The following is a 12,860-nucleotide window of genomic DNA, read 5'->3' on the forward strand; positions in this document are numbered from 1 at the left end:
CGCCAGGGCCGCCTCGGCGCGGCCAGTGGCGCTGAAGGCGATCAGCTCCGCATGGCCCTCGATGCCATCGAGCACCGCGCTGCGCAGAACCCCGGAGGCCTCGACCACCACGCCGCCCTCGCGGCGCGAGCGCAGGGCCAGGGCGGCCGGCAGCAGCCCTGCCGAGAGCAGCAGGGCGGCGCCATAGGCGGGCGCGGCGGCGGGCAGCAGCCAGCCCAGCAGGGCCGCGGTGGCGCCACCCAGGGCCCAGGCGCCCGCCAGGGGGATCACCGCGGTCAGGAAGGCGGTGTCCAGGGCCTCGACATCGGCGGTGAGGCGGCTGACCAGCTCGCCCCGCCGCGGCGCGCCCGCACCGGCGAAGGGGATGCGTGGGAACAGGCTGGCGAAGAGCCATGCCCGGATCTCGGCCAGCAGCCGCAGCGTCGCGTCGTGGCCGACCAGCCGCTCGGCGTAGCGCGAGAGGATGCGGGCGAGGGAGAGGCCGCGCACCAGGGAGGAGGGGCCGAAGAGGTTGAACCCGGCTGCGGCCGTGGTCAGGAAGGCCGCGGTCAGGAACCAGCCCGAGACGCCGAGCAGCAGCGCTCCGAAGGCGAGGGTGGCAATGGCCAGCAGCAGCGCCAGGCCGAGACGGCCGGCCTGGCGGCGGAACAGCGGCGCGAAGAACAGCAGGTTGCTCATGCGGCGGACCCCGGGGCGAAGCGCCGGACCGGATGGGGTGCCGGCAGCAGGTCGCCGCCGGCCAGGCGCAGGACGCGCTCCAGCCGGGCGGCGACGGCGGTGGAATGGGTGGCGACGATCAGGGTGCGCCCGGCGGAGAAGCGCAGGATGCCATCCAGCACCCGGGCCTCGGTCGCCGCGTCGAGGTGCGCGGTGGGCTCGTCCAGCAGCAGGATGTCGGGGTTGCGCAGGAAGATCCGCGCCAGGGCGACGCGCTGCGCCTCGCCGCCCGAGAGGCCGAGCCCGCCGTCGCCGACCGGCGTGTCCAGCCCCTGCGGCAGCGCGTCGGCGAAGCCGAGCACATCGGCCAGGCCCGCGGCGAGGCGGAGCTCGGCCATCGAGGCGCCGGGCCGGGCCAGGCGAAGATTGTCGGCGATGCTGCCCTGGAAGATGCGGGGCCGCTGGCCGAGGATCGCGACCCGGGCGCGCAGCTTCGCCTCGTCCAGCGCCTCGAGCGGAACGCCACCCAGCAGGATGCGGCCCTCCGCCGCCCGCAGCCCGGCCAGGGCTTCGAGCAGGCTCGACTTGCCGATGCCGCTGGCGCCGAGGATGGCCAGGCTGCCCCCGGCGGCCAGACGCAGCCCCGCATGGTCGAGCAGGCGGCGGCCGCCATCCGGCGTGTCCAGCACGAGGTCCTCGATGGCGACGGCGATGGCGCTGCGGGGCGGCGGCGCCACTGGCCGGGTGGGCGGCGCGGCGACGGTGGCCGGGCGCGACGCGACCGGCAGCCCGCCCAGCACGGCCTCGATCTCCGCGGCGCCGGCGCGGGCATTGGCGCGGTCGTGGTAGTGCGCCGCCAGCAGGCGGAGCGGCTGGTACACCTCGGGTGCCATCAGCAGGCAGAACAGGCCGGTCTGCAGGGTCAGCGCGGTGCCGGGCAGATGGATCAGGCCGAGATAGCTCAGCCCGACATAGAGCGCGATGCCGGCGACGCCGAGGGCGGCGAAGAGCTCCAGCACGGCGGAGGAGAGGAAGGCGATGCGGAGCACCGCCAGGCTGCGCTGCCGCAGGGCCTCGGCGGCGTCGCGCACCGCCGCGGTCTCGGCCTCCGCCCGGCCGAAGAGCCGCAGCGTGACCAGGCCGCGCAGGCGGTCGGCGAAGTAGCCGGACAGGCGGGCGAAAGCCTGGGCCTGGCGGCGGCTGGCCGCCTCGGCCCCCCAGCCGACCAGGGCCATGAACAGCGGCACCAGCGGCGCCGTCAGCAGGAAGAGCAGTCCCGCCACCCAGTCCACCGGCAGGATGACGACGGCGAAGGCGAGGGGCAGCAGGGCGGCCTGCACCATGGCGGGCAGGAAGCGGGAGAAGAAGCCGTCCAGCGCCTCCACCTGCTCCACCAGGGCGGCCGCCAGCGCGCCGGAAGAGCGGGCGGCGGTCCAGTCGGGGCGGCGGGCCAGCAGATCGGCGAAGAGGCGGCGGCGCAGCGCCAGCTTGATCCGCTCGGCCGCGCGGGCGCCCGCCGCCTCGCCGATGCCGCTGAGCAGGGCCCGCGCCGCGATCAGCGCGCCGATCGAGAGCAGGCCGGGCAGCAGCGCCTCCGCCGCCGCGCCGCCCGCGATGGCGTGGTCCAGCACGGTGGCGAGCAGCCAGGCCTGCAGCACCAGCAGGCCGCCGCCCAGCAGGGGTGCCAGCACCGCCAGCGGCAGGGCCGCGCCGGCCTGGCGCCGCAGCCCCGTCAGCCAGCGCCCGATGGCGCGGTCGGCCGCGGGTTTCAGGGCCGCGGCGGAGGTCTCGGTCTCGGGCATGCGGTCCTCCTGCCATGACGGGTGTCCCGGCATAGCCCGCCCGCCTGGCCGCCGCCTTGATCAGGATCAAGGCGGCGGGCGGGGCGGGGGCGTAGGGTCCGACCATGCCGGCACCCCGCCGGAGACCGACAAGGTGCCTGCCATGATCGACATGACCGTCGTGGATCTCTCACGGCTGCAGTTCGCGGCGACCGCGATGTATCACTTCCTCTTCGTACCCCTGACGCTCGGCCTCTCCTTCCTGATGGCCATCATGGAAAGCGTCTACGTCATGACGGGCCGGGAGATCTGGCGCCGGATGACGCTGTTCTGGGGCACGCTCTTCGGCATCAACTTCGCCATGGGCGTCGCCACCGGCATCGTGATGGAATTCCAGTTCGGCATGAACTGGAGCTACTACAGCCACTATGTCGGCGACATCTTCGGCGCGCCGCTGGCCATCGAAGGGCTGATGGCCTTCTTCCTCGAGGCCACCTTCATCGGCCTGTTCTTCTTCGGCTGGGACCGCCTCTCGCGCGTCGGCCATCTCTGCGTGACATGGCTGGTGGCCCTCGGCGCCAACTTCTCGGCGCTGTGGATCCTCATCGCCAATGGCTGGATGCAGAACCCCGTCGGCGCCGTCTTCAACCCCGACACGATGCGGATGGAGATCACCGACTTCATGGCGGTGATCTTCAATCCGGTGGCGCAGGCGAAGTTCGTGCACACCGTCAGCGCCGGCTACGTGACCGGAGCGATGTTCGTCATGGCGGTCAGCGCCTGGTTCCTGCTGACCCGGCGCCATGTCGCGCTGGCGCGGCGCTCGATGGCGGTGGCGGCGAGCTTTGGCCTCGCCTCGGCCCTGTCGGTCGTCGTGCTGGGCGACGAGAGCGGCTATGCGGCGACCGAGCATCAGAAGATGAAGCTCGCCGCCATCGAGGCGATGTGGCACACCGAGCCGGCCCCTGCGGGCTTCAGCCTCTTCGCCATCCCGGGCGACCAGGAGAACAGCTTCGAGGTCAAGGTCCCCTATGCGCTGGGCCTGATCGCGACGCGCTCGATCAGCGGCGAGATCCCGGGCATCCTGGAGCTGGTGCAGCGCGCGGGCGAGCGCATCCGCAACGGCCAGATCGCCTATGAGGCGCTCGAGAGGATCCGCGCCGACGGCACCGACCAGACCGCGCGCGCGATCTTCGAGGCGCATTGGAGGGATCTCGGCTACGCGCTGCTGCTGAAGCGCTACCGCCAGGACATCGGCAACGCCACCGGCGAGGAGATCACCCAGGCCGCCTTCGACACGGTGCCGGGCGTGGCGCCGCTGTTCTGGAGCTTCCGCATCATGGTGGCCTGCGGGTTCTACTTCATCCTCTACTTCGCCATCGCCTTCTGGCTCTCCTGCCGCCACCAGCTGGGCGACAGCCGCACCTTCAACTGGATCGCGCTGTTCAGCCTGCCGCTGCCCTGGGTGGCGATCGAGGCCGGCTGGTTCATCGCCGAATACGGCCGTCAGCCCTGGGCGGTCGAGGGCGTGCTGCCGACCTTCTACGCCGCCTCCGGCCTGACGCTGGTCGACCTGGCCATCAGCCTGACCTTCTTCCTCGTCGTCTACACCGCGCTCGCCGTCGTCATGGTGCTGCTGATGCTGAAGGTCATCAAGGCCGGCCCGTCCGCGCAAATCGCGCTGGAAGGCGCGCCGGGCGGCAACGGACGCATCCCCGCGGGCGCCGCCGCCCATCCCGACCACTGAGCCGCCCATCGCGGAGCAAGCCATCATGCATGCCATCCCCCTCGACTATGAAACCCTGCGGCTGATCTGGTGGGCGCTGCTCGGCGTCCTGCTCATCGGCTTCGCCATCATGGGCGGCCAGGATCTGGGCGTCGGCGCGCTGCTGCCCGCCGTCGCCCGGACCGATGCCGAGCGGCGCGTGCTGCTGAACCTCGTGGGCCCGACCTGGGAGGGCAACCAGGTCTGGCTGGTGCTCGGCGGCGGCGCCATCTTCGCCGCCTGGCCGGCGCTCTACGCCGCCTCCTTCTCCGGCTTCTACCTGGCGATGATCGCCATTCTGCTGGCGCTGATCCTGCGGCCCGTGGGCTTCAAGTTCCGCGGCAAGGTGGCCGATCCGCGCTGGCGCGCCACCTGGGACTGGGCGCTGTTCATCGGCGGTTTCGTGCCGGCGCTGATCTTCGGCGTCGCCGTCGGGAATATCCTGCTCGGCGTGCCCTTCGGCCTCGATGCCACCCTGCGGCCCTCCTACGCCGGCAACTTCTTCGGCCTGCTGCGGCCCTTCCCGCTGCTCGCCGGGCTGGTGAGCCTCGGCATGATGGTGACGCTTGGCGCCGCCGTCATCGCCGCCCGGACGGAGGGCGACCTCGCCGACCGCGCCCGCGGCCTCGGCGCCATCGCCGGCCTGGCCACCGCGGTGATCTTCGCCCTGGGCGGCGTCTGGGTCGCCTACGGCATCGATGGCTACGTGATCGCCTCGCTGCCCTCGACCGTCGGCCCCTCCAATCCGCTGGGCAAGACCGTCGTCACCGAGGCCGGCGCCTGGATGAACAACTACGCCGCGCATCCCTGGATGTGGACGGCGCCGGCGCTGGGCTTCGCCATGCCGCTGCTGGCGGCGGTGGCGCTGCTGGGGCGCGCCCGCGTCGCGGCCATCCTGGCGGCGGCTCTCGGCATCTTCGGCATCGTCTCCACCGCCGGCCTGTCGCTGTTTCCCTTCCTGATGCCGAGCAACATCGACCCCGATGTGAGCCTGACGGTGTGGGACGCCTCGTCGAGCCATCTGACGCTGTTCATCATGCTCGGCGCCACGCTCGTCTTCATGCCGATCATCCTGGCCTACACCGCCTGGGTCTACCGCGTGATGCGCGGCACGGTGAATGCCGAGAGCATCGGCCGCAACCCGAACGCCTACTGAGGAGCGCGCGACATGTGGTATTTCTCCTGGATCCTCGGCGTCGGCCTGGCCTGCGCCTTCGCCATCCTCAACGCCATGTGGTTCGAGATGCGCGAGGACCGGCGCCAGAGCGTGCCGCTCGCCAGCGAGGACGGGGCATCATGATCGGCCAGGAGCAGATCCGCCGCCTCGCCGCGATCGCGGTGCCGCGCTACACCTCCTATCCCACGGCGGCCGACTTCGTCGCCGTGGCGCCCGAGGATCATCTCCGCTGGCTGCGCCGCCTCGACTGCGAGGACAGCGTCTCCCTCTACCTGCACGTGCCCTACTGCCGGCAGATCTGCCATTACTGCGGCTGCCACACCAAGCTCGTCCGGCGCGACGAGGTCATCACGGGCTACCGCGAGGCGCTGGAGGAGGAGATCGCGCTGGTGGCGCGGCACCTGCCCGGGCGCCTGCGGGTGGCGCGCATCGCCTGGGGCGGCGGCACGCCCTCGATCCTCGGCGGCGAGGGGCTGGGTTCCGTGCTGGCCTGCCTGCACCGCCACTTCGATCCGCTGCCGGAGATGGAACACGCCATCGAGCTGGACCCCCGGCATGTCGATGCCGACCTGGCGGCGCAGCTCGCGGCGCTCGGGGTGAACCGTGTCAGCCTCGGCGTGCAGGATCTCGACCCCGAGGTGCAGAAGGCGATCGGCCGCGTTCAGCCGGAGGAGACGGTGCGCGCGGCGGTCGCGGCGCTGCGCGGCGCCGGCCTCGCCCGCATCAACTTCGACCTGATCTACGGCCTTCCGCGGCAGACGACGGAGACCCTGCGCCGCAGCTGCGAGGCGGTGATCGCGCTCGATCCCGCGCGGATCGCCTGCTACGGCTACGCGCACCTGCCGGGACGCCGCGCCAACCAGAAGCTCATCGACGCCAGCATCCTGCCCGACAGCGGCCAGCGCTTCGAGCAGGCGAGGCTGATCGCCGACCTCATGGTCATGGGCGGCTACGTGCCGATCGGCATCGACCATTTCGCCCGGCCGGAGGACCCGCTGGCCGCCGCCGCCCGGGCGGGGCGGCTTCACCGCAACTTCCAGGGCTATACCGATGACGACCGGCCGATCCTGATCGGCTTCGGCGCCTCCAGCGTCTCCCGCCTGGCGGATGGCTACGCGCAGAACGTCGCCGATGTCCCCGACTATGTCCGGCGGGTGCGGGCCGGCCGGCTGGCGACGCAGCGCGGCTGCCCCCTGGATGCCGATGCGCAGCAGCGCGCGACGATCATCGAGCACCTGATGTGCAACTTCCGGGTGGATCTGGACAGCGTCGCGCCGCGCGCCGGCTTCGCCGACGAGCTGGCGCTGCTGCGCCCCTATGTCGCCGCGGGGCTGCTGACACTGAGTGGCCGCCGCCTCGCGATGACAGCCGCCGGGCGGCCCTTCGTGCGGCTGGTGGCCTCGGTCTTCGATGCCTTCCGCCAGGGCGGCGGGGGCGGCTTCAGCCTCGCCGTGTGACCGGCATCACCCTTCTCACCCGTGCGCGGAACGTCCTATAGAACAGCGAGGGCCGGCATAGGCCGGCCTCAGCCCTCCTGGCCTGGATCGACCGACATGCCCCGCACTGTCCCTTCATCCCGGTTCCGCGAACGCCGGATGCGGGCTGAATGATGCTGCGGCGGGCCCGCTTCCTGGCCCTCCTGGCACTGCTGTCCGCCTGCGCCGCGCCGCCGGAGCCGCCGCCGCCCGCGCCCGCGCCCGCGCCCCGTCTGTCCCGGGTCACCGTGGCGCCGGAGGAGATCCGGCGCTACCAGAAGGCCGTCGCGGCGCGACTGCCCGGCACCGTCCGTTTCCGGCATCTGAGGGTGGTGGAGGACCGGGACGGGAATCGCGCCCTGTGCGGCCAGCTCGAGGCCGGCGCCGGACGGTCCGGCCGTGCTGGCTTCCAGGGCTTCCACGCCCCCCTGACCATCAGCGGCGCCGGCCTCCGCGCCGAGCCGGCCCTGGCGCGCGATCACGGCCTGCTCTACGTCTTCGAGCGTTGCAAGACGGAGCCGTCCCGCCCTTGAGGCGGGCGCAGGGGAGGGGCGCCATGGCTGGAACCGAGGCCCGGGCCGGGGCGGCGTTGATCGGCCTCGACTGGGGCACCACCGCGTTGCGCGCCTGGCTGCTCGATGCCGGGGGCGGGGTGCTGGCCACGCGCGCCGCGCCGCACGGCATCATGCAGTTGCCGGAGGGCGGCTTCCCGGCGGCCTTCGCGGCGATCGCGGGCGACTGGCGGGCCGACCATCCGGAGCTTCCCGCCCTCGCCGCCGGCATGGTGGGCAGCGCCCAGGGCTGGCGCGAGGCGCCCTATCGCGAATGCCCCGCGGGGCCGGAGGATCTGGCAGGCGCCCTGACCCGCGTGCCGTTAACCGGAGGCGGCGCGCTGCATGTGATCCCCGGCGTCGCCCGCTTCGACGCCCTGCCGGACGTCATGCGCGGGGAGGAGACCCAGGTGGCGGGGGCGCTGGCGCTGCATCCCGAGATGGCCGCCTCCGCCCTGCTGGTCCTGCCCGGCACGCATAGCAAGTGGGTGAGGGTGGAGGACGGGCGCATCCGCTCCTTCCGCACCTTCATGACCGGCGAGCTGTTCTCGGTGCTGCGGGGCCATTCCATCCTGGGCCGCCCGGCCCAGGGCGCCGCGGCGGCGGCGCCCGAGGAGGCCGCCCGCGCCTTCGACCGTGGCGTGGCCGCGGTGCGGGAGGGGGGCGAGGGGCTGGCGCCGCTGCTCTTCTCGGCCCGTGCGCTGGTCCTGGCGGAACGCCTCGGCGCCGCCGAAAGCCTGGACTATCTCTCCGGCCTGCTGATCGGCGAGGAGCTGCGTTGCGGCCTCGCCGGCGGCGCACCGCCCCGGATCACGTTGATCGGCGAGGATGCGCTCTGCGCGCGCTACCGGCGCGCGCTCGCCCTGTTCGGGTCGGCGGAGCCACGCTGGCTCGAGGGTGCCACCATCGCCGGCCTGCTGCGCGTCGCCCGCGCCGCCGGCCTGCTGACCCGCTGAGGAGGGAGCCATGTTCCGCGGTCATCTCGAACGCCTGCCCCTGATCGCCATCCTGCGCGGCCTGCGGCCGGAGGAGGCGGTCCCGGTCGGCGAGGCGTTGGTGCGGGCGGGATTCGCCATCATCGAGGTGCCGCTGAACTCGCCCCGGCCGCTGGAGAGCATCCGCCGGCTGCAGGAGGCCTTCGGCGACCGGGCCCTGATCGGGGCCGGCACGGTGACCAGTCCCGCCGCCGTGGCCGAGGTCGCCGCGGCGGGCGGGCGGCTGATCGTCATGCCGCACGGCGATCCCGCCGTGGTGCGCGCGGCGAAGCAGGCCGGCCTGTTCTGCGCCCCCGGCGTCGCGACCCCGACCGAGGGCTTCGCCGCCCTGGCGAACGGTGCCGACGCGCTGAAGCTGTTCCCCGCCGAGGCGCTGGGCCCCGCCGTGCTCAAGGCCTGGCGCAGCGTCTTCCCGGCCGGGACCGCCTTCCTGCCCGTGGGCGGCATCACGCCGGAAGGGATGGCGCCCTTCCTGGAGGCCGGCGCCGCCGGCTTCGGGCTTGGCTCGGCGCTCTACAGGCCGGGCGACGCGCCGGAGCAGGTGGCGGCGCGCGCCGCGGCCTTCGTGGCGGCGCTGCGGGGCTGAGCGCCACCGGCCTTCTCCTCCCCTCCGGGAGAGAGCGGCGTCAGGCCTCCGGGGCGGCCCCGGGCGGCGCGGCGCCGCGCCCGGCCTGCGCGCGTTCCGCCAGCAGGCCGCGCCCCAGCCATCCGGCGAGCCGCCGCTCCAGCCCGTCCATGTAGGAGTAGGCCACCGGCACGAAGACCAGGCTCAGCAGGGTCGAGGTGAGCAGCCCGCCGATCACCACCAGCGCCATCGGCGCGCGGAACTCGTTGTCGGCGCCGATGCCGCTGGCGATATGCGCCATGCCGGCGCACATGGCGATGGTGGTCATGACGATCGGCCGTGCCCGCTTGCGCGCCGCCTCGACGATCGCCGCGTCACGCCCGAGGCCGCGCTCCCGCCGCGCCAGGACGGCGTATTCCACCAGCAGGATGGAGTTCTTGGCGACGATGCCCATCAGCATCAGCACGCCGATCACCGCCGAGACGCCGAGCGACTTCTGCGCCAGGAGCAGGGCGAGCAGCGCGCCACCGAGGGAGAGCGGCAGGGCCGACATGATCGTCGCCGGCTGCAGGAAGCCGCCGAAGAGCAGCACCAGCACCAGATAGACCATCAGCACGCCGGCGCCGAGGGCATAGGCGAAGCCCTCGAACAGCTCGCGCATCACCTCGCTGTCGCCCACCGCCTGGCGGCGCACGCCGGGCGGCAGGTCCCGCATCACCGGCAGCGCATCGACCAGCGCGTTGGCGGCGCCGAGCGGCAGGCCGCCGAGCTCCGCCTCCACCGTGACCTTGCGCACGCGGTCGAGGCGGTCGATCTGGGCCGGCCCCGCCCCGTGGCGGATCTCGGCCACGGCGCCGAGCGGCACGGTCATGCCGCCGCGCCCTTCGACCCGCAGCGCGCGCAGCCGCTCCAGCTCGCCGCGCGCCGGCTCGTCCAGCATGACGCGGATCGGGATCTGCCGCTCGGGCAGGTTGAAGCGCGCCAGGTTCTGGTCGATGTCTCCGGTTGTCGCGATGCGCGCCGTGGCGGCCAGGGCCGCGACCGAGACGCCGGCATCGGCGAGCCGCCCCTCGATCGGCAGGATCTGCAGTTCAGGCCGCGCCAGGCTGGCGGTGGAGCGCGCGCCGGAGAGCTGCGGCAGGCCGCGCATCTCGGCCTCCAGCCGCCGTGCCGTGGCGTCCAGCGCCGCCGCATCCTCGCCGACCAGCGTGACCTGCAGGCGCGAGCCGCTCTGCCCGTCGGCGCCGAAGCGGACCCGCGCGCCCGGCAGGCCCTCCAGCAGGGGGCGCATCGCGGTCTCGAACTGCTGCTGCGTCAGGCGGCGCTGCCCGGGCGGCACCAGCCCGACGGTGAGGTTGGCCTGGCGGGGGTCGCCGGCATGGGTGCTGGTGCCGATGACGCCCTCGCCGCTGCTGACGGTGCCGAGCGAGGCGAAGACCGTGCGGACCTCCGGCCGCGCCCGCAGCAGCGCGGTCGCCTCCCGCACGACCGCGTCGGTCTCGGCCAGCGTCGCGCCGGGCGGCAGCTCGATGGCGATGGAGGAGCGGCTGCGATCGGCACCGGGCACGAAGTCCTGCGGGATGAGGGGCAGCAGGGCCAGCGAGACGGCGAGGAAGCCGATGCCGGCCAGCACCGTCACCAGCCGATGCCGCAGGCACCAGAGCAGCAGCGCCATGTAGCGCCGGCCGAACGGGCCCTGGGCATCCCCCCGGGCATCCCCCTGGGCATCCTCGGCCTGGGCCTGGCCGGAGGGCCGCTCGCTCAGGAAGTAGGCGCCGAGCAGCGGCGTGAGCAGCCGCGCCACCACCAGGGAGAAGGCGACGGCGGCGGCGACGGTGAGGCCGAACTCGCGGAAGAACTGACCCGGGATGCCGGGCATGAAGGCCACCGGCACGAAGACCGCCAGGATGGTGGCGGTGGTGGCGATGACGGCGAGGCCGATCTCGTCCGAGGCGTCGAAGGCCGCGCGCATCACGCCGCGCCCGGGATGCGCGCGCAGATGGCGGACGATGTTCTCGATCTCGACGATGGCGTCATCCACCAGCACGCCGACCACCAGCGTCAGGCCGAGCAGGGTGACGTTGTTGAGCGAGAAGCCCGCCGCCCACATCACCGCGAAGGTCGGGATCAGCGAGAGCGGCATGGCGATGGCGGCGATCCAGGTGGCGCGCCAGTCGCGCAGGAAGACCCAGACCACCAGCATGGCGAGCAGCGCGCCCACCGCCAGCGCCTCCAGCGCCGCATGATAGCCGGCCAGGACGAACTCGACCGTGGAGGCGACGCGTGTCATGGCGACGCCGGGATGGGCGGCCTCCAGCTCCGCCACGCGCGCCGCCACCTGCTCGGCCACCGCGACCTCCGAGGAGCCGCGCGTGCGCACCACCTCGAAGGCGATCACCGGCCGGCCGTCGAGGCGGGCGGCCGTGCGCACCTCGGCGGTGCCGTCACTGACCACCGCCAGCTCCTCCAGCCGGGCGGCGCGGCCGTTCGGCAGCACGATGCTGCGCGCCCGCAGGGCCTCGACGCTCTGCGCCGCGCCGAGCGTGCGGATCGTCTGCTCCTCGCCGCCCAGCGTGCCGCGCCCGCCGGGCAGGTCGAGGTTGAGCGCGCGCAGCTGCTCGTTCACCTGCGCCGCCGTGATGCCGAGCGCCAGCATGCGGTCCGGCCGCAGCGCGACGCGGATCTCGCGCTCGACGCCGCCGACGCGGTTGATCTCGGCCACGCCGCGCACCGAGAGCAGCGACTTCGCGACGACGTCCTCGACGAACCAGCTCAGCGCCGCCGGCGACATCTGCGGCGCGGCGACCGTGTAGGTCAGGATGGCGCCGCCGGTCGCTTCCAGGCGCGAGATGACGGGATCGCGGATCTCCGCCGGCAGGTCGGCGCGGATGCGGGCGATGCGGTCGCGCACATCGTTGGTGGCGCGGTCGATGTTCTTGCCGAGGGCGAATTCCACGGCGGTCGTGGAGGCGCCGTCGACGACGGTGGAGATGATGTGCCGCACATCGCCGAGGCCGGCGATGGCGTCCTCCACCCGGCGCGTCACCTGGGTCTCCAGCTCGCTGGGCGCCGCGCCCGGCTGCGCGACGGTGACGATCACCACCGGCAGGTCTAGATCGGGCGTGTTGTTGATCCGCAGCAGCGGATAGCTGGCGAGCCCGGCGATGGTGAGCAGCAGGAAGAGAACGGCCGTGGCCACCGGATTGCGGATCGCCCAGGCCGAGATGTTGCGGTGGCCGGGGTCCTGCGGGGAGCGGGGCATGGCTCAGTCCGTCCCGGCGCTGCGCACGCGGTCGCCATCGGCGAGGAAGCCGGCGCCACGCACGACGACGCGCTCGCCCGCGGCCAGGCCGCTTTCCACGGCGATCCATCCCCCGTCCCGCGGGCCGGTGGCGAGGCGGCGCAGCCGGACCTGCTCGCCTTCCAGCACGAAGGCGACCGGCCCGCCATCGCGGAACACCACGGCCTCGTGCGGCACCGCCGGCCAGTCCCGCGCCCCCGCCCCAATCTCGGCGCGGGCGAACATGCCCGGCCGCAGCCCCGCATCCGGGCCCAGGGCGACATGCACGGTGCCGAGCCGGCTCTCCGGCGCGACGCCGGGCGCCACGGCCCGGACCCTGCCCTCGACGAGGCGCTCGCCATGGCGGATACGGACGGCCTGGCCGGGACGGACCTGCGAGAGATCCAGCTCCGGCACCCGCGCGTCCAGCTCCAGCCGGCCCTCGCGCAGCAGGCGGAACATCTCCTGGCCGGCGGTGAGCACGGTGCCCGGCAGCACGGCGCGGCGCAGGACGATGCCATCGGCCGGGGCGAGGAGGCGCGCCTGCGCCAGCCGCGCCGCCAGCTCCTCCCGGCTCGCCCGGGCGGCGGCGAGGCGGGCCTCGGCCTGGCGGG

General features: G+C 73.7%; 10 protein-coding genes and 1 pseudogene. 7 read left to right on the forward strand and 4 right to left on the reverse strand.

Annotated elements, in window-relative coordinates:
- Together ACVMLK_RS16440 and cydD are read right to left on the reverse strand one after the other, a co-directional pair.
- Window positions 1-678 (reverse strand): annotated as a pseudogene (locus tag ACVMLK_RS16440) (ABC transporter ATP-binding protein); the annotation flags it as partial.
- A complete protein-coding gene (gene cydD / locus ACVMLK_RS16445) occupies window positions 675-2,459 on the reverse strand; it encodes a thiol reductant ABC exporter subunit CydD (protein ID WP_457487002.1) in 1,785 nt (594 codons plus the stop codon). The gene cydD and the pseudogene ACVMLK_RS16440, both read right to left, overlap by 4 nt.
- A gap of 142 nt (window positions 2,460-2,601) precedes the next feature.
- On the opposite strand from cydD, the gene ACVMLK_RS16450 reads away from it, so the two are divergent.
- From ACVMLK_RS16450 to ACVMLK_RS16480, 7 genes are all read left to right on the forward strand, one after another.
- A complete protein-coding gene (locus ACVMLK_RS16450; protein ID WP_457487003.1) occupies window positions 2,602-4,185 on the forward strand; it encodes a cytochrome ubiquinol oxidase subunit I in 1,584 nt (527 codons plus the stop codon).
- A 25-nt stretch (window positions 4,186-4,210) separates the two neighbouring features.
- Window positions 4,211-5,359 carry a cytochrome d ubiquinol oxidase subunit II gene (gene cydB / locus ACVMLK_RS16455; protein WP_457487004.1) on the forward strand — a complete coding sequence of 383 codons (1,149 nt, stop codon included), beginning with the start codon at window positions 4,211-4,213 and terminating at the stop codon, window positions 5,357-5,359.
- Window positions 5,360-5,371: 12 nt separating this feature from the next.
- The gene (cydX, locus tag ACVMLK_RS16460; protein ID WP_198367261.1) at window positions 5,372-5,503 is read left to right on the forward strand and encodes a cytochrome bd-I oxidase subunit CydX; all 132 of its coding nucleotides are present in this window, start codon (window positions 5,372-5,374) and stop codon (window positions 5,501-5,503) included.
- The gene (gene hemN / locus ACVMLK_RS16465; RefSeq protein ID WP_457487005.1) at window positions 5,500-6,837 is read left to right on the forward strand and encodes an oxygen-independent coproporphyrinogen III oxidase; all 1,338 of its coding nucleotides are present in this window, start codon (window positions 5,500-5,502) and stop codon (window positions 6,835-6,837) included. Before cydX ends, hemN begins: the two co-directional genes overlap by 4 nt.
- Window positions 6,838-6,986: 149 nt before the next feature.
- Window positions 6,987-7,388 carry a hypothetical protein gene (locus ACVMLK_RS16470; RefSeq protein WP_198367259.1) on the forward strand — a complete coding sequence of 134 codons (402 nt, stop codon included), beginning with the start codon at window positions 6,987-6,989 and terminating at the stop codon, window positions 7,386-7,388.
- A 23-nt stretch (window positions 7,389-7,411) separates the two neighbouring features.
- Window positions 7,412-8,362, forward strand: a complete 951-nt coding sequence (locus ACVMLK_RS16475) for a 2-dehydro-3-deoxygalactonokinase (protein WP_457487006.1) — start codon at window positions 7,412-7,414, stop codon at window positions 8,360-8,362.
- 10 nt (window positions 8,363-8,372) lie between these two features.
- The gene (locus ACVMLK_RS16480; RefSeq protein WP_457487007.1) at window positions 8,373-8,987 is read left to right on the forward strand and encodes a 2-dehydro-3-deoxy-6-phosphogalactonate aldolase; all 615 of its coding nucleotides are present in this window, start codon (window positions 8,373-8,375) and stop codon (window positions 8,985-8,987) included.
- A 40-nt stretch (window positions 8,988-9,027) separates the two neighbouring features.
- On the opposite strand, the gene ACVMLK_RS16485 is transcribed toward ACVMLK_RS16480, so the two are convergent.
- Window positions 9,028-12,228 carry an efflux RND transporter permease subunit gene (locus ACVMLK_RS16485; RefSeq protein WP_457487008.1) on the reverse strand — a complete coding sequence of 1,067 codons (3,201 nt, stop codon included), beginning with the start codon at window positions 12,226-12,228 and terminating at the stop codon, window positions 9,028-9,030.
- A 3-nt stretch (window positions 12,229-12,231) separates the two neighbouring features.
- On the reverse strand, window positions 12,232-12,860 hold a 629-nt coding region (locus ACVMLK_RS16490), incomplete at its 5' end, for an efflux RND transporter periplasmic adaptor subunit (RefSeq protein ID WP_457487009.1).

The organism is Teichococcus aerofrigidensis (assembly GCF_054073225.1).

Coding starts and splice junctions, on each gene's coding strand:
- cydD (WP_457487002.1), bottom strand. CDS start 2,459: ATGCCCGAGACCGAGACCTCCGCCGCGGCCCTGAAACCCGCGGCCGAC.
- ACVMLK_RS16450 (WP_457487003.1), top strand. CDS start 2,602: ATGATCGACATGACCGTCGTGGATCTCTCACGGCTGCAGTTCGCGGCG.
- cydB (WP_457487004.1), top strand. CDS start 4,211: ATGCATGCCATCCCCCTCGACTATGAAACCCTGCGGCTGATCTGGTGG.
- cydX (WP_198367261.1), top strand. CDS start 5,372: ATGTGGTATTTCTCCTGGATCCTCGGCGTCGGCCTGGCCTGCGCCTTC.
- hemN (WP_457487005.1), top strand. CDS start 5,500: ATGATCGGCCAGGAGCAGATCCGCCGCCTCGCCGCGATCGCGGTGCCG.
- ACVMLK_RS16470 (WP_198367259.1), top strand. CDS start 6,987: ATGATGCTGCGGCGGGCCCGCTTCCTGGCCCTCCTGGCACTGCTGTCC.
- ACVMLK_RS16475 (WP_457487006.1), top strand. CDS start 7,412: ATGGCTGGAACCGAGGCCCGGGCCGGGGCGGCGTTGATCGGCCTCGAC.
- ACVMLK_RS16480 (WP_457487007.1), top strand. CDS start 8,373: ATGTTCCGCGGTCATCTCGAACGCCTGCCCCTGATCGCCATCCTGCGC.
- ACVMLK_RS16485 (WP_457487008.1), bottom strand. CDS start 12,228: ATGCCCCGCTCCCCGCAGGACCCCGGCCACCGCAACATCTCGGCCTGG.